The sequence below is a fragment of the Micromonospora sp. C95 genome, from assembly GCF_018070465.1.
Lineage (GTDB): Bacteria > Actinomycetota > Actinomycetes > Mycobacteriales > Micromonosporaceae > Micromonospora.
Genome location: NZ_JAGPXT010000008.1, coordinates 181751 through 206640, shown reverse-complemented (window position 1 = coordinate 206640; position 24890 = coordinate 181751). Strand labels below are relative to the sequence as shown.

Here is a 24890-nt window from a genome sequence, read left to right as displayed (position 1 = left end):
AGGGCCCGTGTCAATGCCCTAGCCGGGCGCTCAACCAGGCGACTGGACGAGGACCGACGGTGATTCGTCGCCGGTGTCCGGCGGTGGTGCGGTGGGCGGGGGAGCCGTGCGGACTTCCGGGTGGCGCCGAATTCTGGCCGGTCGCTCCGGGTCGCCGGTCTCGCCGCGCCAGTGGGCCAGCCGTCCGGCCCGGGCGACCGCCCGCAGCCGGCGTTCCGCACGGTCCCGGACGTGTGACGTGGTGACCACCAGCAACTGATCACCACGGCGTAGTCGGGTGCCCGACTCGGGTACGAAGGCGGTGCCGTCGCGGACCACGAGGGTGATCGCGGCCGGCGGAGGCAGCCGTAGTTCGCGGATGTGCACGCCGTGCATCCGGGAGTCGGCCTCCACGGTGAGGTGCAGCAGGTCCGCGTCGATGGCGTCCAGCGGCGCGGACTCGACCTGAAGGTCCGGGCCGATCCCGGCCGAGCTGAGCCGCAGTCGCTTGGCCAGCCACGGCAGCGTCGGAGCCTGGACCAGCGTGAACACCACCACCAGCACGAACACGATGTTGAACAGCTGCCCGCTGCCACCGACCCCGGCCACGACGGGGATGGTGGCCAGCACGATGGGTACGGCACCACGCAGCCCCGCCCAGGACAGCAGCACCTGTTCGCGGAGCGGAATCCGGAACGGCAGCAGGGTGATCAGCACCGACATCGGTCGGGCGAGCAGCAGCAGCACCAGGCCGACGGCGAGCGCGGGCAGGATCGCGGCGGGCAGCTCGCTGGGATTGGCCAACAGGCCGAGCATGACGAACAGGCCGATCTGCGCGATCCAGCCGAGTCCCTCGGCCACCGACACGGTGGCCCGGCGGTGCGCCAGCCGGGCGTTGCCCAGGATCAACGCGGCAAGGTATGCGGCGAGGAAACCGCTGGCCTGAGCGAGCCCGGCAGCGGCGAAGGCCAGGATGCCGCAGGAGAAGGTGGCGATCGGGTAGAGACCCGAGGCGGGCAGGGTGAGCCGACGCAGGAACCACACACCGGCGATCCCGATCACGATGCCGCTCGCACCACCGACGCCGAGCTGGTAGATCATCTGGACCAGCAGTTCCAGCGGACTGGTCACGGTCAGCCCGGTGGCGCTCAGGGCGAGGACCAGGATGACGGTGGGCGCGTCGTTCAGCCCCGACTCGGCCTCGACCAGCCCGGCCAGCCGCCGGGGCAGCGGCAGCGTACGCAGCACCGAGAAGACCGCCGCCGCGTCGGTGGAGGACACCACCGCACCCAGCAGCAGGGCCAACTGCCACGAGACGTCGAGCAGCAGATAAGCACCGAGAGCGGTGACCCCGACACTTATCAGCACCCCGGCGGTGGCGAGCGCGGTCGCCGGTGCCAGCACCGGCCGGATGTCGGAGAACCGGGTGGTCAGGCCACCCTCCACCAGGATCACCGCGAGCGCTGCCGTGCCCAGGGCCTGTGCCAGGGCGGCGTCGTCGAAGCGCAGACCGAGCCCGTTCTCGCCGAGCAGCAGCCCGATGCCGAGGTACGCCAGCAGCATCGGCACGCCGACCCGGGTGGCCAGCCGGGCGGCGGTGACGCTGACCAGGACCGTCGCCGCTGCGGCGATCATCAGCAGGTAGACCTGTTGCAGGGTCATCCCGGAACCCGTCCCAGCCGCCGTCGACCCATGCTTCCGCCCCCTCACGCTCGCGTCCGGTGCGGGTACAACGCCACCGCCCGCCCCCACGGACGCACAGCCGTCGCCGCCCGGCCCTGTCGACCAGGTAACGACCCGTGCCATGGTGTGTCCCCCCGCTCACGTTACCGGGCGGACAGTCGCCGAACGCTGAGCGTGACGGTGAATCACCGCCCGGTCGGCCGGTGGACCGCTTGTCGGTGTCGTTGCCGCCTGCGCGACCATGGCTCGGTCACGCGTACGACAACGGAGACGGGAGCCGGCTCATGAGCGGCGGGACAGCAGCGCAGACCGATCGGCTGGAGGCGTGGGAGCGGGTCAGCGCCGCACCGCTCACCGTACTGTCCGTGGTGTTCCTGGTGGTGTACGCGGTACCGATCCTCGATCCGGGCCTCAGCCCGCAGTGGCGGGCCGCCTGCGCCGCCACGACGGTCGTCGTCTGGGTGCTGTTCTGGGCCGACATCCTCGTCCGGCTGCGGCTGGCCACGAACCGGCGGAGATTCCTCCGGGAGCACCTGTTCGACCTCGTGGTGCTGACGTTGCCGATGCTGCGACCACTACGCGCGGTACGCCTGGTCATGGTGGTGCTGACCATCAACCGCCGCACCGAGGTGTGGGCGCGTGGCCGGCTGGCCGTCTACGTCGCCGCCACCACGGCGCTGCTGGTGCTGGTCTCCGCGCTGGCCGTGCTGGACGCCGAACGACTCGCACCGGACGCCAACATCACCGCCTTCGACGACGCGTTGTGGTGGTCGACGGTCACCATCACCACCGTCGGCTACGGCGATTTCTATCCGGTGACCACCGCAGGCCGGTTCGTCGCCCTCGGTCTGATGATCGGTGGGATCGGTCTGATCGGTTTCGTCACGGGGTCGCTGGCGACCTGGATCGTCGACCGCGTCTCGGCCTCCGCCGACAAGCCGGCGGAGGTCACCGGCGACGACGTGGCGGCCCTGCGCGCCGAGATCGCCGCCCTGCGGCGGCGTCTCGATCCCGATTTGGCCGAGCGCACCGGCGGGCGCCTCGACCCCGACCACGCCGAGCGGCCCGCCGACTGAACGCTGCCGGCGGCCGGTGCGTGATCGGGCGTTCCGGCCTGCCGGACGGAGTCTGTCCCGCAAGATGGTGGGCGCGGCGTCCGGCCGGCCGCCGGGACGCCGGCGGCGACCCGGGCCGGCGGCCGCGGATCCGGTCTTCTGATCGTCGGCGGGGTGACGGTGACGCTCGAACAGTCAGCTGGGACGTCGCGGTCCGACGAACACCACGGCATGTCCGCCCACGAGGTGGTGCTGCTGCTGGAGACGGATCCGCAGCGTGGCCTCAGCGGTGCCGAGGCCGCCCGGCGGCTGGCGCGCTACGGGCCGAACGTGCTGCCCGCCGCCGGTGGTGGCGGACTGCTGCGCCGGATTCTGCGGCAGTTCCACAACCCGCTCATCTACGTGCTGATTGCGGCCGGCGTGGTCACCGCGGTCCTCGGGGAGTACGTCGACTCGGCGGTGATCTTCGCGGTGGTGCTGATCAACGCCGCGATCGGGTACGCCCAGGAGTCGCGGGCCGAGGCGGCCCTGGACAGTCTGCGCTCGATGGTGCGTACCGAGGCGCGCGTGATCCGCGACGGCGAGCGGCGGGCGATCTCCTCCGACGACCTGGTCCCCGGCGATCTGGTGGTGCTGGAGGCGGGCGACAAGGTGCCGGTGGATCTGCGGTTGGTCCGGCTGGCCGAGCTGCGGGTCGACGAATCGGCGCTGACGGGCGAATCCGTGCCGGTGGACAAGCTGGAGGCGGAACTGCCGGTGGGCACCCCGGTGGCCGACCGGCGCAACATGGTCTGGTCGGGCACGCTCATCGCGGCGGGCGGCGGTGCCGGTATCGCGGTGGCCACCGGAGCCGAGACCGAACTCGGTCAGATCCACCGCCTGGTCGGCGCGGCGGAGGCGCTCGCCACCCCGCTCACCCGCAAGCTGGCCCGGTTCAGCAAGGTGCTGACCGTGATCATCCTGGTGCTCGCGGTGTTGACGTTCGCGGTCGGCCTGCTTCGTGGCCAGGACGTGGTCGAGACGTTCACGGCGGCCGTGGCGCTCGCCGTCGGTGCGATCCCCGAAGGGCTGCCGGCGGCGGTCACGATCACCCTGGCGATCGGGGTGACCCGGATGGCCCGTCGACGGGCGGTGGTCCGTCGGCTCCCGGCGATCGAGACCCTGGGCAGCACGACCGTCGTCTGCTCCGACAAGACCGGCACCCTGACCGAGAACCAGATGACGGTCCGGGCGCTGTGGACCCCGGACGCCGGGTTCGAGGTGACCGGGTCCGGTTACCGGCCGGACGGGGAGGTCCGCGACGACGGCCGGGGCGGCGAGGCGCTGCGCTGGTCCCTGCTGGCCGGCGCCGGATGCAACGACGCGCGGGTACGGGAGCAGGACGGCGAGTGGCTGCTGGCCGGTGATCCGACCGAGGGCGCGATGCAGGTGGTCGCGGCCAAGGTGGGGATCGACCCCGGTCGGCTCTCGGCGGACTATCCGCGCCGGGACACCATCCCCTTCGACTCGAAGCGGCAGTACATGGCGACGCTGCACGACGAGCGGGCCACCGGCCGGACGGTGGTCCTGGCCAAGGGGGGTGTCGAGCGGATCGTGTCGATGTGCCGGGGCGAGATGGGCGTCGACGGGGAGATCCGCCCGCTCCGCGCCGAGGCTGCCCTGCGGGCGGCCGAGGAGCTGGCTGGCCGGGGGTTGCGGGTGCTCGCTACCGCCGTGCGACCGCCGGACGGCGCGGACGACGGCTTCGACGAGGTCGCGCTGCCCGGCACCCTGATCCTGACCGGATTGCAGGCGATGCTCGACCCGCCCCGCAGCGCGGCAGCCCCGGCGGTGCGGGCTTGCCACACGGCCGGTATCGACGTCAAGATGATCACAGGGGACCATGCGGCGACGGCCGGCGCCATCGCCCGCCAGCTCGGGCTGCTCGACGCCGACCGGCCGGACCGCGTGGTCACCGGCACGGATCTCGACGAGTTGCCTGCCGAGGGGTTCGCCGAGGCGGTGGACCGGGCCGCCGTCTTCGCCCGGGTCTCCCCGGAACAGAAACTCCGGCTGGTCGAGACGCTTCAGCAACGCGGCCACGTGGTGGCGGTGACCGGCGACGGCGTCAACGACGCCCCCGCGTTGCGGCAGGCGAACATCGGTATCGCCATGGCCCGTTCCGGGACCGAGGTGGCCAAGGAAGCCGCCGACATGGTCCTCACCGATGACGACTTCGCCACCATCGAGGCCGCGGTGGAGGAGGGCCGCGGGGTCTTCGACAACATCACCAAGTTCATCGTCTGGACGCTGCCGACGAACCTCGGCGAAGGGCTGGTGGTGCTGGTCGCCATCGTGCTGGGTGCCACCCTGCCGCTGCTGCCCACCCAGATTCTCTGGATCAACATGACCACCGCGGTTCTGCTCGGCCTGATGCTGGCCTTCGAGCCGAAGGAGCGTGGCATCATGCGACGGCCGCCCCGTGACCCGGCCCGGCCGCTGCTGACCGGTGCCCTGGTGATCCGGATCCTGCTGGTGGCCGCGTTGCTGGTCGCCGGCGCGTGGTGGGTGTTCCAGTGGGAGTACTCGAACGGTGCAGATGTCGCGCAGGCGCGTACCGCCGCCATGAACGTCTTTGTCGTGGTCGAGACGTTCTACCTGTTCAGCTGCCGGTCGCTGACCCGGTCGGCATGGCGGATCGGCTTCTTCACCAACCGCCTGCTGCTGCTCGGCGTCGCCGCGCAGGCGCTGCTCCAGCTCGCGATCACGTACCTGCCGCCGATGAACACGACCTTCGGTACGGCACCGATCGGGCCGGAAGTGTGGTTGCGCATCCTGGCCGTGGGGGCCGTCGCCGCCGTTGTGGTCGCTGTCGACAAGCGACTGCGCCACAATCTCGGCTGAGGGTCAGACCCGGGCATGCTCCCGGCCATCCCGAGAACGCGCGGTGTTCAGGCCCACAGCGCCTCGGCGAGGGTGACCCCGACGAACGCGGCACCCAGCGCGGCGCCGACGCTGACTGCGGCGTTGATCAGTGCGGGGAGTCGGGCACCGTCCTCGAAGAGCCGGACCGTCTCGTAGCCGAAGGTCGAGTAGGTGGTCAGCGCACCGCACAGACCGACGCCGAGCAGGGCGACCAGGGAACCGGGCACCGCGCCCACGGCGGCACCACCGATCAGGACGCCGAGAAGAAACGACCCGACCACGTTGACCACGAGGGTGCCCCACGGAAGGACGGAGTCGTGACGTGCCTGCACCGCCCGGTCGACGAGGTAGCGCAGCGGCGCGCCGACAGCGGCGCCGAGTGCCACCAGGATGACGGTCATCCGGCGCTCCGGTCCACGCTGGCCGCCAGCCGGGTCACGGTGATGCCCAGCCGGACGGCGGCGAGGGCGGCGACGAGGGTCACGGCGAGATACAGCAGGCCGACCCGCGCCGCGCCAGCCGCCACCGCCTGCTGCACCTCCACGGCATACGTCGAAAAGGTGGTGAAGCCACCGAGCACGCCGACGCCGAGGAAGGGCCGGACCAGTCGATGCGCGGTCCACACCTCGGTGATCAGCACCATCAGTACCCCGATCAGCAGGCAGCCGGCGACGTTGACGGCGAAGGTGGCCCAGGGAAAGCCGTGCGCCGGGTGCGGAAGGGCCACGGTAAGCCCGTATCGCGCCACCGCGCCGACCATCCCGCCGACCGCGATCGTGGCGAGCAGGCCTGCGGTCCCGCCCCGCAGTTCCGCGCGCTGGCGCGGCAGACTGAGATCGACATCGGGATCGACGGGCGGTCGCTGTGCTCCCACGGTCACCCCCTACCGGTAGGCGTGGGCCCTGGCAGGGACCGTTGGCGGTGGTTGCCCGGCGCCGGCACCGGTGGCGGGCCCCACCGCCACAGGCATCTCCTCCGGCGGGTGCCCCCGTGCAGAGGATAACGCCGCCATCCCGACGTCAACCGAGGCGCGGCCAGCCGGCGGCGGTAGGGTGCGCCGGGTGACCGTGCTGCGTTCCGTGCTGCTGTTCGTCCTGGCCGCGACCGCCGAGATCGGCGGGGCGTGGCTGGTGTGGCAGGGCTGGCGGGAGCATCGGGGGCTGTGGTTCGTCGCCGCCGGGGTGCTCGCCCTCGGCGCGTACGGCTTCGTCGCCACGTTTCAGCCCGACCCGAACTTCGGCCGCATCCTGGCCGCGTACGGCGGGGTTTTCGTCGCCGGCTCGCTCGCCTGGGGGATGGTCTTCGACGGCTTCCGCCCCGACCGGTGGGATCTCACCGGCGCCGCGATCTGCCTGCTCGGCGTCGCGGTCATCATGTACGCCCCACGCAGCGCCTGACCCCGCACCACCCCGGACCGGACCTGGTGCCCCGGTCGGGCGATTCGCCGCGCCCACAGGGCTGGACCACCGGTGCGTGAACGGTGACTATAAGTAGCTGGTCGGTCGCTCTTGGCTAGGCCGGCGGTTCCGCGCCTCGGCGGTGCCACCGTTCGGAGGGGTGCCGGCCACAGGTCGCCGACCCCGAGGAGGTACCCCGATGGCCGCCACGTCGACCCGGCGTCGTGACCGAGCGGAGCAGGCCGGGCCGTCTGCCGGGGAGTCGGTGCTCCCCGAGCTGCGGGCCATGTGGTGGGAGACGGGGATGCGGGCGCGGACCCAGGCCGGTCTGCTCGCCGTCTTCGCCGAACTGCCCCGGCTGATCTGGGCGGCCCTGCGGATCAGCTGGCGGGCCGACCGGGGAGAAGGTGGTGGCCGCGCTGCGCTCGTACGGCCTGCGCCGGTTCCTGCTGGACCAGTACGACCGGGTGATGGCGGTGGAGACCGACATCGAGCTGGCCCTGGCGCGCCGGGTGACCACGACGGTCACGGTGGGCTCGGTGATCGGGGGCGTCGCCACCGCCGTGGTCTACGTGCTGCTCGGCCTGCTGCTCATCGACGGACAGATCCCGCTCGCGGCGGCGGCGACCTGTGTGATCGCGGTGCAGGCGGCGCAGCGTTCGCTGGCCGTGGTGACCTTTCAGATGGACCGCGTCTATACCGAGGGCCAGCACTTCCGCGACTACACGGGGTTCATGACCCGGGCCGCCACCTACCTGCCGGAGCAGGCGGTCGTGGCGGCACCCGACCGGCTGCGGGTGCTGACCGTGGAGGCGGTGAGCTTGCGTTACCCGGATCGCGACAGCCCGGCGGTGGATCGTGTGACGTTGACCGTCGAGGCGGGGCAGACGGTGGCCTTCGTCGGGGAGAACGGTTCCGGCAAGAGCAGCCTGGCCGCGATGATCGCGGCCCTGCGTACGCCCAGCGACGGGGTGATCCGGTGGAACGGGCGGCCCCTGTCCGAGCTGGACCGCGACGAGTTGCGTGGTCGCATCGCCGTGGTCACTCAGGAGTACCACAAGTGGCCGTTCACCGCCGCCACGAACATCGCCATCGGGGACATCGACACCGAGGCCCGGCAGGACCGGATCGAGGCCGCCGCCGCCCGGGCGGTCGCCGACGAGATGATCCGCGAGCTGCCGCACGGGTACGAGACGCTGCTCGACCGTACCTTCGCGAAGGGACAGGATCTCTCCGGCGGGCAGTGGCAGCGGATCACCGCGGCTCGCGGTTTCCTCCGCGACGCCGAGCTGCTGGTGATGGACGAGCCGTCCTCGGCGCTCGATCCGCGGGCCGAGGACGCGCTGTTCCAGGCCATCCGCGACCGGCGCGGCCGGGCCACCACCATCCTGATCACGCACCGGCTGGCCAACGTCCGGCACGCCGACCGGATCTTCGTGCTGCATCACGGTCGTCTGATCGAGCAGGGCACCCACGACGAGCTCGTCGCCTCCGGTGGCCGGTACGCCGAGCTGTTCACCCTCCAGGCCGCCGGCTACGCGGACACCGACCGCCTACCCGCGCCCCGGCAGCATCCGCACCCGGCCGCTGGCTGACACCCGCCCTGCGGGTCGGGCGGAGAAGCAGTGCCGTCACGTTTGCGTCGTCCGACGACGGGAACGGGGGTTGCCCAGGCCGCGTCGGGTAAGAGACCCGGGCACGGGTCGGACGAAACGTGGCCCGACGGCAGGAGCAGCGGATGAGCGAGCCCGTGTCCGACGAGCCCGTCGGCGAATTGGAACTGGTGCACGCCTTCACCGGGCCCATGCCCACCGGGGTCAGCGTCTCGCACACCGGCCGGATCTTCGTCAACTTTCCCCGCTGGGGCGACGAGGTGCCTGCCACCGTGGTCGAGCTGCGCGACGGCGCCGAGGTGCCGTACCCGGACGAGCGGTGGAACCGGCCGGCCGGCGACGACGACCCGGGTGCCTTCGTCTCGGTGCAGAGCGTCGTGGTCGACCCCGTCGACCGGCTCTGGGTGCTCGACACCGGCAGCCCGAAGTTTCAGCCGACTCGACCGGGCGGCCCCAAACTGGTCCGGATCGACCTGGTCAGCGGGACCGTGGCGCAGGTGATCACCTTTCCACCCGACGTGGCGCTGCCCACCTCCTACCTCAACGACGTGCGCTTCGACCTGCGGCGCGGCGAGGCGGGGCTCGCGTACGTCACCGATTCCGCGGTGGCCGGGCCGAACGGGATCATCGTGGTCGACCTGGCCAGCGGTGCCTCCTGGCGACGGCTGCACGACCATCCCTCGACCAAGCCGGAGCCACTGTCCCGCTGCCGGCCGGTGGTGGAGGGCAGACCGCTTCTGCAACGACCGGCCGACGGGCCGCCGGGTCCGTTGACGATCGGCGCGGACGGGATCGCCATCTCCGTCGACGGTTCCCGGCTCTACTACTGTCCGTTGGCCTCGCGCCAGTGGTACAGCGTGGCCACCGACGCGCTCAGCGACGTCTCCGCCAGCGCGGACGAGGTCGCCGCGACGGTGGTCCACGAGGGCGACAAGGGCACCGGCTCGGACGGCCTGGAGACCGACGACGCCGGGCGGATCTATCTCACGGCGTACGAGCACAACGCGGTGCTGCGACGGCGACCGGACGGTGAGTACGAAACGGTCGTCCACGATCCTCGGCTGCTCTGGCCGGACACCCTGTCGGTGGCGCTGGACGGGCACCTCTACGTGACCGCGAACCAGCTGCACCGGCAGCCCAGCTTCCAGCAGGGCCGGGACCTGCGTCGTAAGCCGTACGCGCTGTTCCGGACCCGGATCGACGCCGGACCGGTGCTGCTGCGCTGAACTTCGCCGGGCGGCAGCACCGGCCCGGCTCACCGCGCCGGGTCGCCTCCGGTGGCGGACCGGCGGCGCAGCAGGAGCACCACCGCGCCGGCCACCAGGGCCAGCAGAATCCCGCCGCCGGCCAGCAGCACCGCCGTGCCGGGACCGCCGGAGGAACTGCTCGCGGCCGGGCTGGCAGCTGCGGCGGAGGCGGTCGGTTCGGCGCTCGGGCTCGCCGACGGGCTCGATGCCGGCTCGCTCGCCGTGGGGCTAGGGCTCGGGTCGGCGGTGGCCGTCGGGTCGGCGACGGTGAACTTGTACGACGCCTGCACCGGGTGCCCGTCGGTCGAGACCACCCGGTACGCGACGGTGTAGACGCCGTTGGCCAGCGACTGATCGATGGTGACCGTTCCCTTGGTGCCGCTGACCTTCGGTTCGCTTGTGGCCACCTGCTGCTTGTCGGCGTCGCTGAGGGTGATTGTGGTGAACGACGGGTTCAGCTTCTGTAGGAACTCCAGGGTGATCCTGGTCGGAGCCTTCTTCAGCTCGGCGTCCTGCGCGGGAGTGGCCTTGCGGAGCGCGTTGTGGGCGTACGCCGGGGAGACCGGCCCGACCAGCAGGGCGGCGGCGGCCAGCGTGGCGGCGAGGGCGGCGGCGAGCGGCCGGCGGAGGCGTTGGGACATGGCGGTCATTCTCCTCGTCAGTCGAGCAGTTGTTGACCGACCCAACCACCCTCCGGGCAGCCGGGTGGGACGGCGAAGACGGCGGAGCCGATCGGGGTGGTCCACTCGTTGAGCAGGTCCTGCTCGGCGAGCCGTCGCTGGATGGGTAGGAACTGGGTGGCGATGTCCGCCTGGTACGCCGCGAAGATCAGCCCACTGTCCGCGGTGCCGTCGGCGGCGGGCACCCCGTCGTAGTTGTAGGGACGGCGCAGAATCCGGAACCGATCGTCGGTGACGTGTGCCCGGGTGAGGTGCGAGAAATCCGGGATGACCGTCAGCCCGTCGGGACCGAGGGCGGCGAAGTCGGGCTCGTCGTGCTCGCGCGTACCGGTCAGCGGGGCACCGCTGTCCAGCCGCCGGCCGACGGCCAGTTCCCGGTCGGTGCGGCCGAGCAGATCCCAGGCCTCCAGGTTCATGCTGATCCGCCGCACCACAAGCGTGGTGCCGTCGCGTAACCAGTCCGGCCCGTCGGCGATCCAGACCGCCGTCTCCACCGGCGTACCCGGCTTCGGATTGGCGGTGCCGTCGAGCTGGCCGAAGAGGTTGCGTTGGGTCCGGTCCGGCTCGGCGCCGGCCGCCCGCCGGAAACCCTGCTGCACCCAGCGCACGGTGGCGAACGGTCGACTGTCCTTGACCAGCACCCGCTGGGCGTGCGCGACGGTGATCGGGTCGTCGGCGCAGATCTGCACCAGCAGATCCCCACCCGACCAGCGTGGTTGCAGCCGGTCGATGCGGAACGGGGGCAGGTCGACCACGGAGGGCGGACGGCGGTCGTCGAGACCGGCGGCGGCGTAGAGGCCCGGGCCAAAACCGAAGGTGACGGTGAGCCGGGCCGGCAGCAGCCCCAGTTCGGGTTCGGTGTCGGCGAGCGCGGGTCGGCCCTGGGTGAGCCGCGCGGCGTCGTCGGAGAGCAGCCGCAGCAGCCGCCCGAGGGAGGCCCGGTCGCTTCCCGGGCGCAGGGTGAAGGCGACGAACGCGGCATGCGCCTGTGGCTCGTTGACGATCCCCGCCTGCCGTACGCCGTGGAACGGTTCGACCGCCTCGCCGACCCCCGCCACCGGCGTACGTTCCGGCGGGCGTCCGGCCGGCTCGCTGCGGGTGGCGGCCACCGTGGCGGCGCCGACCACCGTGCCACCCGCCGCCAGCGCGCCGCCGGTGAGCAGGCCCCGTCGGCTCACCGGTCGGCCGGTGGGACTCACGGTGCCGGGCTGGGGCTCGTCGACATGTCCGGCATCGGCTCGCCGTGCCCGGGGGCGTAGCTCTCCTGGGCCCCGGCGAACGGCTTGGCCACCGCGCGGAACGTCTGGCTGCGCCCGTCGGCGAAGGTCAGGGTGAAGGACAGCTCGTCACCGGCCCGCACCGGCTTGGCGAGGTCCATCAGCATCAGGTGGTCGCCGCCCGGTTCCAGCTTGTACTCGCTCTTGGCCTTGATCACCACGCCGTCCTGCTTGGCCCGCATCACCATCTTGCCGTCCGTCATGGCCATCTCGTGCAACTCCATCGGCGACACGTCCGTGGCGGCACCGGTGATCGTGACGTCGGTGTCGCTGTCGTTGACAAGCGTGGCGAACGCCGCCGTCATCCCCTCGTCCGCGGCCTTCACCCACGGATCCCGTACACCCAGCACGCCCGCCTCGACGGTGGCTGCGCTGGACGCGGTGGCGGACGGCGTGGGCGCGGTCGACGCGTCCTCGGACGACGCGCAGGCGGCCAGGGACACGACGAGCGCGGTCCCGGTGAACAGGGCCGCCGGGCGCAGGAACCGGCGAGGCAGGACGCTGGGCATTAGTTTCCCCTCGAAGATCGATGTCATGAGGTTTGTCGTCCGGTGCCGCCCGGAAGTTCCACCCGCCGCAGTTGCCCTGGTCACTTGCGCTCTGGTGGTAGCCGCCAGCAGAGCGGCTACAGTTCCGCCGTGTCCCGGCGACAGCAGGTACGGGCGTGGTCCCCCGCGGTCAGCGGGATCACGGAGGTGCTGCACGCGCGGTTCACCGACCACGCCTACCCGATGCACACCCATGACAGCTGGGCGCTGCTCGTGGTCGACGAGGGAGTCGTCCGGTACGACCTGGATCGCCACGAGCACGGCGCGTTCCGGCAGGTCGTCACGTTGCTGCCGCCGAACGTGGCGCACAACGGCTCCCCGGTCACCGCGCAGGGGTTCCGCAAACGGGTGCTCTATCTCGACCTCGGGCAGCTCGACGAACGCCTGGCCGGTCGGGCGGTGGACCGGCCGACCTTCGACGACGAAGCCCTGCGGCGGCGGATCGATCTGCTGCACGCACGGCTGGCCGAGGCGGGTGACGAGTTCGCCGCCGAAGTGCATCTCGCACTCGTTGTCGAGCGGCTGCGGGCGCGACTGGCCCGCCGTACCCCCGTGGTCACGTCGCTGCGGGATCCACGGATCGCCCAGCGGCTACGTGACCTGCTCGACGAGCGCTTCGTGGTGGGACTGACCCTGGCGGAGGCCGCCGGTCTGCTGCACGCCCACCCGACCCACCTCGTGCGGGCCTTCTCCGCGGCCTTCGGTATCGGCCCGCACCAGTATCTGATCTCCCGACGGGTGGATCTCGCCCGACGACTGCTGCGCGAGGGTGTACCGGCTGGGGAGGCAGCCGCCACGGCCGGCTTCCATGACCAGCCGCATCTGAGTCGGCACTTCAAGCGGATTCTCGGCTTCACTCCCGGCCAGTACACCCGCCACCGCCGGGTCACGGGTGCATCCGGGCACCTTTGAGGATCTTGTCCACGGCGTTCTTCGGACCGTACACGGCCAGCCCGGTGAGGTCGAGGTGGTCACGGCCGACGGCGCGAACCGCCGCCCGGTTGTCCCGGTCGTTCCCGGTCCGGAACAGGTCCGAGGTGAAGACGGCCAGGGGTAGCCCGCGGGTCACGGCGCGCTGGTGGGCGGCGGTCACCGTCTCCTTCGTACCGGCGAACACCAGCACGGGCTGACGGAACATGGGCAGGTAGGGCGTGTCGTCCGCGTCGGCGTACGGCTGGCCGATCACCTCGGGCGCGGCCTGACCGATGCCGCTGACCAGGAACGCGGTCATGTTGAGTCGCTGCCAGGCAGGCAGGTCGTCGCGGAGCAGGACGGCGATCTTGGTGTCGAAGCGTACGGGCTCGGTGAGGGTTTCCATGCTGCCGAGTCTGGGCCGGCAGCCGCGCCGGGGTCTTGTACGAAACTGCCCTGACGGGCGTTCAGTCCGGCGGGCGCAGTTCGACCCGCCGCAGCAGTTGGGCGTTGAGCGCGACCACGATGGTGGAGGCCGACATCAGCACGGCGGCGACCGCCGGGCTCAGCGCCACGCCGGCCCAGGCCAGGACCCCGGCGGCGAGCGGAAGCGCGACCACGTTGTAGCCGGCGGCCCAGGCCAGGTTCTGAAGCATCTTCCGGTACGTGGCCTGGGACAGTCGGATCACGCCGCTCACGCCGCGCGGGTCGGACGAGGCGAGCACCACTCCGGCGGACTCGATGGCCACGTCGGTGCCGGCGCCGATCGCGATGCCGACGTTCGCCCGGGCCAGGGCGGGTGCGTCGTTGACCCCGTCGCCCACCATGGCGACCCGTAGCCCGCGCCGCTGCAACCCGGTCACGGTGTCGTCCTTCTCCGCCGGTAGCACCTCGGCGAAGACCTCGTCCTCCCCGGTACGGAAACCGAGGTCGGCGGCGACCGCCTCGGCGACCGGACGCGCATCTCCGGTGATCATCATGATCTTTCGGATGCCCTGTTGCCGCAGTTCGGCGACGGCCTGGCGGGCCTCCGGTCGAACCTGGTCGGCCAACGCGAGGGCGCCGAGGACGACAGCGTCGTCGTCGAGCCGCAGCAGGTAGAGCACTGCCGCGCCCCGACGTGACCAGTCGTGCCGGTGCTCGTCGAGGTCGTCCGGAACGGTGACGTCGAGTTCCCGCAGCAGCGCCGGACCGCCGACGGCGTAGGCCACCCCGTCCACCTCGGCGCGTACCCCCCGGCCGGTCATCGCGTGAAATCCGGAGGCCGCCCGGCTGCCGCCCCGGTCGGCGGCGGCGGTCACGATCGCCCGGGCGAGGGGGTGCTCGCTGTCGGCCTCCACCGCCGCCGCGATGGCGAGCACGTCCCGTTCGGTCGAGCCGCTGGCGGCGGCGACCTCGGTGAGAACGTGCTCACCCCGGGTCAGGGTGCCGGTCTTGTCGAACAGCACCGTGTCGACCGTGCGCATCCGCTCCAGGGCCAATCGGTCCTTGACCAGGATGCCGCCCTTCGCGGCCACCGCCGTGGACAGTGCGATGACCAGCGGAATGGCCAGCCCGAGTGCGTGCGGGCAGGCGATGACCAGCACGGTCACCGTCCGCACGACCGCCTCGTCCACATTGCCCAGCAGGGACCAGACCACGAGGGTCAGTACGGCGGTCGCGGTGGCGATGTAGAACAGCCAGGCGGCGAACCGGTCGGCCAGCACCTGCGCCCGGCCGCTGGACTGCTGGGCCTCGCTCACCAACCGCTGGATGCCGGCCAGCGCGGTGTCGTCGCCGACCGCCTCGATCCGCACCCGTAGCGCCGCGTCGGTGGCCACCGTGCCGGCTACCACCCGGTCGCCGGTGGAGCGGGCCACCGGCCGGGACTCACCCGTGATCATCGACTCGTCCATCTCGGCGCGACCGTCGACCACGGTGCCGTCCGCCGGCACCCGGGCACCCGGACGGACCAGGACCACGTCGCCGACGCCCAGTTCGCTCACCGTGACCCGGTGCGGCGCGCCGTCCGGGTCCAGCCGCTCGGCGTCGTCGGGCAGCAGCGCCGCGAGCGCCGACAGGGCGCCCCGGGCCTGGCCGATCGCCTTCATCTCCTGCCAGTGCCCGAGCAGCATGATGGTCACCAGCGCCGCGAGTTCCCACCAGAAGTCCAGGTCGAAGGCGCCGAACGAGGTGGCCAGCGATGCCGCGTAGGCGACCGTGATCGCCATCGCGATCAGCAGCATCATCCCCGGTGCCCGGTCCCGGACCTCGCGCACCGCGCCCTGGAGGAAGGGCCAGCCCCCGTAGCCGAAGACCACCGTGCCGAGCACCGGCCCCACCAGGCTGATCCCGGGAAAGTCCAGTTCGTAGCCGAACCAGTCCATCACCATGTGACTGGTGGCCACGATCGGCACGGTCAGCGCCAGGCTGAGCCAGAACTTGCGGCGGAACGCCGCCGGATCGTGCCCGGCGTGCTTGTCGTGCCCGCCGTGCCCGTGCTGATTCGGATGGTTTTTCGTGTCGACGTGGGACATGTCATCGCCTCCCGACCCCTATTCTATACCCCCCAGGGGTATGTGCAACTGCATAACAAGATCAAGCCGAATCTGGCCTCGCCCTTTCCTCCAGTAGCTCACGATGATCGGTCGAACAAGTTTCGCTATCGTGTTTTCGGTTCATGTCCGAGCCGTCAGTCAACCCGTCGGCGGGCGATAAGGGATCTAGAGGTGAACCGATACATCGTGGTAGGAATGGCGCTCTGACATGGGCAGGCATGCCCACCCTCCACCATGTAGCCGGCGTGCGTGCCGGTTCCTGCTGAGATCAACGCCGATGAGGCAAGGGGGCGGAGTACGCCGGTGACACGTGCTACAGCGGCAGCCGCGGTGCGTACCCATGCCGAAGCGCGCCGGGGATGGCTGGCCCGGGGCAGCATCGTCCGCCTGTTACGGCTGCTGGTCGCCGTACCATTGATCGCCGTCGTGGCATTCGCCGGCCTGGCCCTTGAGGGCACGGTCCGGCAGGTGCTCAACGCGGGCACCGTGCACGACGTCGTCACACTCTCCACCCAGGCCGGTGCGCTGGCCCGCGCCCTACAGGCCGAACGGGTGATCGCCGCGGTCGAAGTGACCACCCAGAGTCAGGCCGCCAGCGCCACCTTCGACGACCAGGTGGCGAAGACCGACGCCGAGATCGTCGAGTTCCAACGACGCCGGGCCGAGGTGTCGGCCGGGAACTCGGCCCTGCAACGGATCGACGCCGGTCTGACGGCGCTCGGCTCGGTACGCGAGCAGGTCCGCTCAAGCCCTCGCGCCACCCTGTCCGCGATCGCCTTCAGCTACCGGATTCTCGTTGCGGACCTGCTCACCTTCCGCGCGTCGGTGGCCACCGACACCTCGACGAACATCGCCGACGACGTCCGGGCCGCGGTGGCGGTCTCCGAGGCGGGCGAGGCGATCGGTCAGCTTCAGGTAATCGTGCTGCGCAGCCTCGCCGGGGGCGAACTGACCCCCGCCGGGCAGCAGGAGATCGTCGGTGCCCAGGCTCGTTACGCCGAGGCCACCAACGCCTTCCTGGCCGTCGCCGAACCAGGGTGGGCGGCCAGCTGGGAGCAGATCGGCACCGATGGTCAGGTCGTCGCCGCACAACGGTTGCAGGACCAGGTGGGCCGGACGCTTCCCGGTGGACGGCTCGCCGTCGATCCGGACGCCTGGGTCGAGGCCACCGACGGTTGGGTCAGCCAGATGTTCCGGATCCAGAGCGACGTGGATGCCACCGTCGCCGACCGGGTATCGGCCGAGCGTGGACAACTGCTGCGTAACGCGCTGCTCCAGGGCGTCGGCATCTTCCTGGTCCTGGCGCTCACCGCCGTACTGACCGGTGTGGTGGCTCGGCGGATCACCCGGCGGCTGCGATCCCTGCGCAACACGGTGACCAAGGTGGCGTACGACCGGCTACCGGCCGTCGTCCGGGAACTCACCGCGGCCCCTCCCGGCAGCGTGCAACCCAACGAGGTGGCGGACCGTTCCGTCTCGGAGTTCCGGATCACCGGTTCCGACGAGATCGCCGAGGTGGCCACCGCGACCCGGGCACTGCACCGGGAAGCGGTCCGGATCGCGGGCGAACAGGCGGTGATGCGGGCCAACGTCGCGGAGATCTTCGTCCATCTCTCTCGACGTGAGCAGCGGCTGGTGGACGCGATGCTCGCCCAGGTCGACGAGGTGGAGCGCGACGAGGCCGACCCCGAACGTCTCCAGCAGCTGTACCAACTGGACCATCTCGCGACCCGGATGGCCCGGATCAACCAGAGCCTGCTGGTGCTCGGTGGTTCCGGCATCTCCCGGGTACGCCAGGAACCGGTGCCGCTCGACCACGTGATCCAGGCCGCGCTGTCCCAGATCGAGCACTACACCCGGGTCCGGATCGGCACGGTGGACAAGGAACTGGCAATCGCCGGCAACGCGGTCGACGAGATCGTGCACCTGGTCGCCGAACTGCTCGACAACGCGACCGGATACTCCCCGCCGGAGGCCGAGGTGCTGGTCACCGGGCACGCCCTCTCCGACCGGGCGATCGTGCAGGTGGTGGACCAGGGCGTCGGGCTCTCCACCCAGCGATGCGAGCAACTGAACATGGCGCTCGCCAACCCATCGTCGATCGACGTGTCGGGCGTGCGGGCCATGGGCCTGACCGTGGTCGCCCGGCTCGCCGCCCGGCACGCCGTCCGGGTCGAGCTGCGTCCCGGGCCGACGGGCGGAACGGTGGCCGAGATCACGCTGCCGGCGTCGATCGTCGTACGCCGGCCGGTGCAGCAGCCGCTACCGGTGGAGTCCGAGCTGGGCCGGGGCCGACCCTCCGCCACCGGGGGACGTCCCGCCATGACCTCCGGGACCCGCGCCAGCCTCCCTGTGGCCGGCTCCGGCAACCCCGTGCCGAACGTCGGGCGAGCCCCGGTCGGTGTCGGCGCGGTACGCGCGAGCAGCCCGGCGCCACCCAACTCGGTCGCCGCGCCCCCCGCACCCGCACCGCTGTTCCAGCCAGCCGCCCAGCCGCAACCCGCGGTGGGGCTGCCGGCCGGGCCGACGGTGAACGGCTGGTTCAAGACCGCCCTCGACGGCGACTCGGTGGCCGTCATCTGGCCGGTCGATGCCGGTGAGAAGTGGGCGACCGCCACTCCAGCGCCGTCCACCCAGGTCGGGTTGCCACGCCGGGTGCCGCAGCCCCATCTGGTGCCCGATACACCGCAACCGAGCGCGGACCCGCAGCGGAAGCTGGATCCGGCCACCGTGGCGGCGGCCATGTCGGCCTACGCCAAGGGCGTCGCCGGACGCCGGTCCACCACCTCCTTCTGACGCTGACCGCCCACCCCTCCCCGATCTGGAGCGACGTCGTGACAAGCCCGAACGACCTGAGCTGGCTGTTGCAGAACTTCGTGAGCCGTACTCCTGAGGTCAGTCATGCTCTGGCCATCTCCACCGACGGGCTGGTCCTGGCACACAATCACGGCCTGCCCCGCGACCGGGCGGATCAGCTCGCCGCCACCGGCAGCGGTCTGATCGCCCTGCTGGTCGGCGCCGCCCGGTTCTTCCAGGCCGGAACGGTGATCTCCAACGTGACCCAGATGGACGGCGGCTTCATGTTCTGCATGTCGTTCAGCGACGGGGCCTCGCTGCTGGTGCTGGCGTCTCCGGTCTGCGACGTGGGTCAGGTCTCGTACGAGATGACCGACCTGGCGAACCGGATGGGTGAGGTGCTCACCCCGGCGGTGCGGTCCCAGTTGCTGGGGATGCTGTGAACGCCGGCCACCCCACCCGTCGCCTCGTCGCGGCCCTGCTGACCGGGGTACTTGTCGCCGTCACCGCCGCCTGCGACGGCGGGTCGGAACCGCAACGCCAGACCATCCGAATCGGGATGATCACCGCCCTGTCCGGGTCACTTGAGGCACCCGGCTCCGAGCTGCGCGACGGCTTCCAGCTCTACCTGGACATGCGCGGCCGGCAGTTGGGCGGCCACCCAGCTGAGCTGATCGTCGCCGACGAGGGATACGAACGCGACGTGACCGTCGAATCCGCCACGAAACTGCTGGAGCAGGATCGGGTCTCGGCGATCACCGGCATCATCAACGGCGGCAGCGTCGCCGCCATCCTTCCGCTCATCGACAAGCACAAGGTGCCGCTCGTCGGTGCGCTGGGGCGGCCGGCGCTTACCGACGTGACGTACATCTGGCACACCAACCTGATCTCGGTGGAGCCGGGCGTGGCCATGGCACCGTTCGTCAAGCAGGAGGTGGGGCAGGGCCGGGTCTATGCCATCGGGCCGGACTTCCAGAGCGGCCGGGACGAATTGCGCGGATTCGTCGACACGTTCACCGACCTCGGTGGCCAGTTGGCCAACCCCGGCGGCAAAGCCGTCTTCAGCCCGTTCCCGGTCACCGAGGACTTCGGGCCGTACCTGGACGAGATCGCCGAGTCCGGGGCCGACGCGGTCTACTGCTTCTTCGACGCGCAGAACGCGATCACCTTCGTCAAGCAGTACGCCGCATCGCCCGTCGCCGACCTGCCGCTCTACGCGGCGGGCTTCGTCACCGAGCCGGCGAGCCTGGTCGAGCAGGGCGACGCGGCCGAGGGCATCTACAACGGCCTGAACTACTCACCCGACCTCGACAACGCGGCCAACCGGGAATTCGTCGCCGCCTGGAACGCGGCCTACCCCGGCCGGGTACCCACCTCGATCGTGATGGCGTCGTACGACGCGGCGGCCGTGCTGGACCGGGCGATCGCCGCAGCGGGTACGAACCCCACCCCGGAGCAGATCAATGCCGCGATCGCCGGACTCGGGCAGCTCAACAGCCCCCGTGGTCCCTGGCAGTTCGCGAAGTCCACCCACGCGCCCATCCAGAAGTGGTATCTGCGCCAGGTTCGCCGGGACGGCCGGGCGCTGACGAACGTCGTCGTCTCGGAACTGGCCACCCTCGGCGGCTGACCCCGTCGCTACCGGCTGCGTTCCACGACGTACTCGGGCAGGCCGAGCAGGAATCGGCCGTCTTCGGTCTCGGCCGCCGGCCCCAACGCCCGCTGACCTTCCCGCCACGCGGCGGCGGCCAGGTCACGGGCGCTGCGGCGGGCGGACTCGACGCAGTCGTAGGCGAGCAGCCGTCCGTGCAGCCAGCGCACCTCAGCGGCCGTGCGCTGCGTTCTGGTCCGGCGCAGGAACGCCACCAGCCGCTCGCGTTCGTCACCGGTGCATCGCCGCATGAAGTCGATGAGGATCAGTGTCCGCTTGCCCTCCCAGAGATCACCCGCGATCTCCTTGCCGTAGCGGGCGAAGTCCCCCACGAGGTTGAGCGCGTCGTCCTGGATCTGGAACGCGGCACCCAGATACCAGCCGTAGCGGTCGAGGACGTCGATCGCGTCGTGTTGACCGGTCGCGACCAGGATGCCGGTACGGCACGGGTAGATGCAGGTGTACCAGGAGGTCTTCTTCAGACACATCCGGTAGTAGTCGTCCGCGTCGAGGTCGCACACGTTGTCGCGGATCCAGCCGACCTCGATCGCCTGCCCCTCCAACGAGTGACGCAGCATGAGTTGGGTCTCTTCGAACAGCCGCCACGCGATCCCCGAGCCGAGGGCCCGGCGGTTGGCGGCGAGCCGCTGCAACGCGAGCAGGTTCGTCATGTTCCCCACGTTGAGGGCGACACCGACGCCGTACTCGCCGTGCAGGGTCTGTGCTCCGCGCCGCTGCTCGCTCTCGTCCTGGATGTCGTCGTGAATGAGGAACGCGTTGTGGAACAGTTCCACGGTCACCGCGGCGTTGAGCCCCACCGACCGCGTGCCACCGAAGGCCCGGCAGGCCGCGAGGCAGAGGGCGGCCCGCAGCCCCTTGCCCCACCGTCGTGGGTACTCGCTCACCAGGTCGTAGAGGTAGTGCGGTCCGCCCGACGGCACCCCCGCGAGGAGCGCGTCGACCGCAAGGGCGCGATAGCGCTCCAGCATCTGCGTGACATGGCCGTCGGTCACGCTGTTGCTCCGGCTACCTGTCCGAGGGCGTGGGCTTCTGCGTGGCCTCCGGCTTGAGCCGGTCGACCAGCCCGTTCGCCATGTCCGGCACCAGCCGCGCGAGGTTGAGCACGCCGTCGAGGGCGTCGTGCGCGTCCGACGTGTACCGACGGATGACCTCACCACGCCGGTCGTCGGCGGTCTTCAACTGCGCGACCACGGTGTCGATCAGTGCGTGCCCGTCGGTGCGGACCCGCGTCACCAGCTCGTCGAACGCCTCCGGGTCCACCCTGCGGTCGGCGCTCAGCTTCTCCTCCAGCCGCCGCGCGCTGGCAATGCCCGCGGCGAGTTCCTCCTCCAGCACGCTGGCCGCATGGGTCACCGTCTCCGAGGTCTCCTCGGCCACCTTCTCGAAACGCTCGTCGCTGCGCTCACGCCCACTGCTCTCCATGGGAGAAGTGTTGGTGACCCGCCGCCCGCCGGGGTAGAGGTGTGTCGAAATGGTGACTCACTGTGATGTGACTCGACGTGCCGGCGCAGACATGGAGCCGGAGCGGTCGCAGGGTCTCGTCACTTCTTCCGGGCCCGGGCGGTGGCGCGGGCGTTGGCCTTCTCGATCGCCTTCACCTCGTCGTCCTTGTTCAGGTTCTCCGGCTGGTCGATGCCGACCCGCCGGGCGACGTCGTCGAGATGGCCCTTGCTGGCGTTGGCGTCGACTCCCTGGGCGGTGTCCCGCCGGCCCCGCGCGGACTCGGGCGTACCCTGCGCCGCCTGTGGGTCCGAGGGGCCCTTGTGTTCCTTGGGCTCCCAGTGGTCGCCGACCTTCTCGTGGGTGTGCTTCAGCGAGGCGTACGCGGTGCGGTGGGCCCGCTCGCCGTCTCCGTAGGTCTCCTCGGCCGACTCGAGGGTCTCCTTGTAGGTTCGGACCGCCTTGTCGTCGGAACGTGCGATCGTCGACGGTACGTCGTCGCGCATCTCTTCGGCCTGCTCGTGCTTGTCGGGCATGACCAAACCTCTCTCCTCACGCCCGGCGGAGTGGATGCCTCGCCGGGACCCGGAATTCCGATGAGGTGAACGAATGGTGCATGCCCGGCCAGTGAAGAGGGAAACACCCGGATTCTCAGCAGGCGACGTCCGCGCTTGTTCGATCCGTGCCGACTGCGCCGTCCCGCGAAGAAAAGGGCGGACTGTCGCCTTACCGTTCTGGGCGTGGAACTACCCTTGCACTCCGCGTTCGCGGTCTTCGACGCCCAGGATTCCGGGTGCGTCTCCTACGGCGTCGAGGCGTTCGGGCGCCGGTGGTTCGTCAAGACAGCCACCAGCGCGCGGAGCCGCCATTCCCTCCTGCGGGCCGTCCGCTTCCACGCCGCGGTGCGGCACCCGGCAATCGTTCGCCCCGAGCGCGTTCTCGACGGGCCGATGCTGGTCTACCCGTGGCACGACGGTGACGTGCTGAACCACGCCACCACGCACGGCTCGGACCGCAGCGCCCTGCACCGGTTCCAGCAGCTACCCCTGCACGATGTCGAAACGGCCATCGACACCATCCTCGACGCGCACGTGGCGGTCACCGCCGCCGGCTACGTCGCGGTAGACCTCTACGACGGCTGCTTCCACTACGACTTCGACGCCCGTCGACTACGCCTGATCGACCTCGACGAGTACCGTCCCGGTCCGTTCACCCTCGACGCCGACCGCCTCCCCGGATCCCGTCGCTACATGGCGCCCGAGGAGTTCGTCCGGGACGCCGTCATCGACGAGCGCACCACCGTCCACACCCTGGGCCGTACCATCCACCACCTCCTCGACTCGTCACCCGGCTGGCGTGGCTCACAGCTTCAACGCCAGGTAGCCGCACGAGCCGCCACCGCCACACCCGCCGACCGATATCCCGACGTGGGGGCCCTCGTCGCGGCCTGGCGAACCACCCTGCCGAACCCGTGACCAGCCAGCACCCCTCGCACTAGCGAAGGGCACGTAGGACCATCTCGACCAGGGCGTCGACGTCGGCGTCGGCCATCGGCTCGCCGGTCATGCCCATCCGGTGGAGCAGCGTTCCGACCACGACATCGATGAAGAAGAGAACCCGGTTCTCCGGCTCGCCGAGCGCCTCCTGAAGCGCGAGCCGGTAGGGGTCCTGCAACTGTGCGGAAAGAAGCTGGCGCAGGGCGGGATCGTTCACCGCATCGGTGAACACGCCGGCGAATGCCGCGCCGATCCCGGGCTCACCGATCTTCGCCGCGGTCCACCGGACCGCTGTCGACATGATCTCCTCCCGGCTGGCGCCCGTCAGCGGCGCCGGGCCGAAGGCGTCGACGAGGCAGGCGGTGATCAGCGCGCCCTTTGACGGCCAGCGCCGGTAGATCGTGGTCTTCGCGACGCCTGCTGCGCCGGCGATGCGATCGACGGTGGCGTGAGCGTAGCCGAGCTGGTGGACCGTGTTGAGCGTGGCGGCGAAGACCGTGGCGTCGACGCTGGAGCGGGGGCGGCCCGCCGGCCTGGTGGGTGTGGTTGCTCGGTCCATGCTCCACACGATAGCCAGTTACGCTACCTCTAGTATCGATACCGGAGGTAGCGTAATCTCCGACCGAGGAGGGGACATGAGCGAAACCGTGGATATCCAACGGCCGCCGTTGGGAGTCCGGCTGCTGCACGCCCTGCGCAAGGAGCCGGACTGGTCGACGATGCCGGCCGAGGCGCTTGACGCATTCCGTGCCGCGGAGAACCGCAGGCGGGCCTCCGGCCTGGCGCGAGTGATCACCGGGTTTCCGGACCGCCGGGCCAGGATCGACTGGCAGCAGGTGACGCTGCCCGACCGGGTGCTCCAGGTCCGGGTCTACCGGCCGTCGCCCGAACGCGGCCACCAGGTCGGCCTGCCGCTCGTGCTCCACGTCCACGGCGGTGGGTTCGTGGGCACAGCGGTGCAGAGCGACTGGGTCAACAGCCACCTCGCCTGTCGACTGCCCGCAGTGGTCGTGTCGGTCGAACACCGCCTTGTCGCACCGGGAATCTCGCTGGCCGCTGCTGTCGACGACGGCTGGGACGTGCTGCGCCAGGTGGTGCAGCAGGCCGCCCAGTGGAAGATCGACCCGACGCGGCTGGCTGTCTTCGGCGAGAGTGCCGGGTCGGTGGTGGCCGCTCTGGCCGCGATCCGTGCCCGGGAGTCCGACCTGACGATGCGGGCACAGGTGCTTGTCAATCCCTGCGTCGATCTGACGTCGACGGCGTTCGACTACGCCTCGATGAACGAGTACGCCACCAGCCCGACCCTCACCGTGCCACAGCTGGAACTGTTCCGCCGGCTGGCCGCCCCGGACGGAACGGATCCTCGCGCGGTGTCACCGTTGTTCGCCGACGACCTGAGCGGGCTGGCCCCGGCGCTGGTGGTGGTGCCGACGCTCGACCCGCTTGCCGATCACGGACGTACGTACGCGCAACGGTTGCGCGAGGCCGGGACACCCGCCCAGCTCACCGAACACCCCGGCGCCACCCACGCGTTCCTCAGCATGCCGGGCGTGGTGCCGCAGGCCAGGCCGGCACGGAAGGAGATCGCCGCGTTCCTCCGGGCCCACCTCGCCGGGTGACGGCCTGGCGTTGATGTCGACGAACGGGAGTGTTG

General features: G+C 70.9%; 22 protein-coding genes and 1 pseudogene. 11 read left to right on the top strand and 12 right to left on the bottom strand.

All coding sequences use genetic code 11. From position 1 onward, the window contains the following. Window positions 1–30 precede the first annotated feature (30 nt). Entirely contained in the window at window positions 31–1641 is a 1611-nt protein-coding gene (locus KBX00_RS12820) for a potassium/proton antiporter (RefSeq protein ID WP_210826535.1), read from the bottom strand. A gap of 305 nt (window positions 1642–1946) precedes the next feature. Here KBX00_RS12820 and KBX00_RS12815 point away from each other — a divergent pair, with 305 nt between their 5' ends. Further along, window positions 1947–2738 (top strand): potassium channel family protein, encoded by a 792-nt coding sequence (locus KBX00_RS12815; RefSeq protein ID WP_210826533.1) that lies wholly within the window; start codon window positions 1947–1949, stop codon window positions 2736–2738. A gap of 210 nt (window positions 2739–2948) precedes the next feature. Then, on the top strand, window positions 2949–5600 hold the full coding sequence (locus KBX00_RS12810) for an HAD-IC family P-type ATPase (RefSeq protein WP_210826531.1): 2652 nt from the start codon (window positions 2949–2951) through the stop codon (window positions 5598–5600). A gap of 47 nt (window positions 5601–5647) precedes the next feature. On the opposite strand, the gene crcB (KBX00_RS12805) is transcribed toward KBX00_RS12810, so the two are convergent. Together crcB (KBX00_RS12805) and crcB (KBX00_RS12800) are read right to left on the bottom strand one after the other, a co-directional pair. Further along, complete coding sequence (crcB, locus tag KBX00_RS12805) at window positions 5648–6022, bottom strand: fluoride efflux transporter CrcB (protein WP_210826528.1); 375 nt, start codon at window positions 6020–6022, stop codon at window positions 5648–5650. Further along, window positions 6019–6495, bottom strand: a complete 477-nt coding sequence (gene crcB / locus KBX00_RS12800) for a fluoride efflux transporter CrcB (protein WP_307868552.1) — start codon at window positions 6493–6495, stop codon at window positions 6019–6021. The genes crcB (KBX00_RS12805) and crcB (KBX00_RS12800) overlap by 4 nt, the downstream gene beginning before the upstream one ends. Window positions 6496–6682: 187 nt before the next feature. Here crcB (KBX00_RS12800) and KBX00_RS12795 point away from each other — a divergent pair, with 187 nt between their 5' ends. The 3 genes and pseudogenes from KBX00_RS12795 (at window position 6683) to KBX00_RS12785 (ending at window position 9857) form a co-directional block, all read left to right on the top strand. Further along, window positions 6683–7018 carry a YnfA family protein gene (locus KBX00_RS12795; RefSeq protein WP_210826524.1) on the top strand — a complete coding sequence of 112 codons (336 nt, stop codon included), beginning with the start codon at window positions 6683–6685 and terminating at the stop codon, window positions 7016–7018. Window positions 7019–7437: 419 nt separating this feature from the next. Then, a pseudogene (locus KBX00_RS12790) lies at window positions 7438–8613 on the top strand (ABC transporter ATP-binding protein); the annotation flags it as partial. Window positions 8614–8756: 143 nt separating this feature from the next. Beyond that, window positions 8757–9857: an L-dopachrome tautomerase-related protein gene (locus KBX00_RS12785; RefSeq protein ID WP_210826522.1), complete on the top strand. Its 1101-nt coding sequence runs from the start codon at window positions 8757–8759 to the stop codon at window positions 9855–9857. Between the two features lie 29 nt (window positions 9858–9886). Here KBX00_RS12785 and KBX00_RS12780 read toward each other — a convergent pair whose 3' ends face one another. From KBX00_RS12780 to KBX00_RS12770, 3 genes are read right to left on the bottom strand one after another with little or no spacing between them, the layout of a single operon-like run. Then, window positions 9887–10519, bottom strand: a complete 633-nt coding sequence (locus KBX00_RS12780; RefSeq protein WP_210826521.1) for a copper resistance CopC family protein — start codon at window positions 10517–10519, stop codon at window positions 9887–9889. Between the two features lie 17 nt (window positions 10520–10536). Next, window positions 10537–11736 carry a Dyp-type peroxidase gene (locus tag KBX00_RS12775; protein ID WP_210826518.1) on the bottom strand — a complete coding sequence of 400 codons (1200 nt, stop codon included), beginning with the start codon at window positions 11734–11736 and terminating at the stop codon, window positions 10537–10539. Window positions 11737–11753: 17 nt separating this feature from the next. Then, window positions 11754–12344 (bottom strand): copper chaperone PCu(A)C, encoded by a 591-nt coding sequence (locus KBX00_RS12770; RefSeq protein ID WP_210826650.1) that lies wholly within the window; start codon window positions 12342–12344, stop codon window positions 11754–11756. 129 nt (window positions 12345–12473) lie between these two features. On the opposite strand from KBX00_RS12770, the gene KBX00_RS12765 reads away from it, so the two are divergent. Then, on the top strand, window positions 12474–13295 hold the full coding sequence (locus tag KBX00_RS12765) for an AraC family transcriptional regulator (protein ID WP_210826516.1): 822 nt from the start codon (window positions 12474–12476) through the stop codon (window positions 13293–13295). On the opposite strand, the gene KBX00_RS12760 is transcribed toward KBX00_RS12765, so the two are convergent. Both KBX00_RS12760 and KBX00_RS12755 read right to left on the bottom strand, forming a co-directional pair. Then, window positions 13270–13701, bottom strand: a complete 432-nt coding sequence (locus KBX00_RS12760) for a DUF2000 domain-containing protein (RefSeq protein WP_210826514.1) — start codon at window positions 13699–13701, stop codon at window positions 13270–13272. The genes KBX00_RS12765 and KBX00_RS12760 overlap by 26 nt on opposite strands. Window positions 13702–13762: 61 nt before the next feature. Next, window positions 13763–15811, bottom strand: coding sequence for a copper-translocating P-type ATPase (locus tag KBX00_RS12755; protein WP_210826512.1), 2049 nt, complete (start codon window positions 15809–15811; stop codon window positions 13763–13765). Between the two features lie 324 nt (window positions 15812–16135). Here KBX00_RS12755 and KBX00_RS12750 point away from each other — a divergent pair, with 324 nt between their 5' ends. Genes KBX00_RS12750 through KBX00_RS12740 form a run of 3 tightly spaced genes read left to right on the top strand, consistent with a single transcriptional unit; the run spans window position 16136 to window position 20258 of the window. Beyond that, window positions 16136–18628, top strand: a complete 2493-nt coding sequence (locus tag KBX00_RS12750) for a nitrate- and nitrite sensing domain-containing protein (RefSeq protein WP_210826509.1) — start codon at window positions 16136–16138, stop codon at window positions 18626–18628. A 38-nt stretch (window positions 18629–18666) separates the two neighbouring features. Continuing rightward, complete coding sequence (locus KBX00_RS12745) at window positions 18667–19071, top strand: roadblock/LC7 domain-containing protein (RefSeq protein WP_093408465.1); 405 nt, start codon at window positions 18667–18669, stop codon at window positions 19069–19071. Further along, entirely contained in the window at window positions 19068–20258 is a 1191-nt protein-coding gene (locus tag KBX00_RS12740) for an ABC transporter substrate-binding protein (RefSeq protein ID WP_210826507.1), read from the top strand. Before KBX00_RS12745 ends, KBX00_RS12740 begins: the two co-directional genes overlap by 4 nt. Window positions 20259–20266: 8 nt before the next feature. Here the strand turns inward: KBX00_RS12740 and KBX00_RS12735 are convergent, their stop codons facing one another. The 3 genes from KBX00_RS12735 to KBX00_RS12725 form a co-directional block, all read right to left on the bottom strand. Further along, window positions 20267–21292 carry a polyprenyl synthetase family protein gene (locus KBX00_RS12735; protein WP_307868548.1) on the bottom strand — a complete coding sequence of 342 codons (1026 nt, stop codon included), beginning with the start codon at window positions 21290–21292 and terminating at the stop codon, window positions 20267–20269. A gap of 13 nt (window positions 21293–21305) precedes the next feature. Beyond that, a complete protein-coding gene (locus tag KBX00_RS12730; protein ID WP_210826505.1) occupies window positions 21306–21722 on the bottom strand; it encodes a hypothetical protein in 417 nt (138 codons plus the stop codon). Window positions 21723–21841: 119 nt separating this feature from the next. Continuing rightward, window positions 21842–22276 carry a ChaB family protein gene (locus KBX00_RS12725; protein ID WP_301547808.1) on the bottom strand — a complete coding sequence of 145 codons (435 nt, stop codon included), beginning with the start codon at window positions 22274–22276 and terminating at the stop codon, window positions 21842–21844. Between the two features lie 204 nt (window positions 22277–22480). Between KBX00_RS12725 and KBX00_RS12720 the strand changes: the two genes are divergently transcribed. Continuing rightward, a complete protein-coding gene (locus tag KBX00_RS12720) occupies window positions 22481–23215 on the top strand; it encodes a serine/threonine protein kinase (protein WP_210826503.1) in 735 nt (244 codons plus the stop codon). Between the two features lie 19 nt (window positions 23216–23234). Here the strand turns inward: KBX00_RS12720 and KBX00_RS12715 are convergent, their stop codons facing one another. Next, complete coding sequence (locus tag KBX00_RS12715) at window positions 23235–23795, bottom strand: TetR/AcrR family transcriptional regulator (protein WP_210826500.1); 561 nt, start codon at window positions 23793–23795, stop codon at window positions 23235–23237. A 76-nt stretch (window positions 23796–23871) separates the two neighbouring features. On the opposite strand from KBX00_RS12715, the gene KBX00_RS12710 reads away from it, so the two are divergent. Further along, window positions 23872–24855, top strand: coding sequence for an alpha/beta hydrolase (locus KBX00_RS12710; protein WP_301547807.1), 984 nt, complete (start codon window positions 23872–23874; stop codon window positions 24853–24855). Window positions 24856–24890 lie beyond the last annotated feature (35 nt).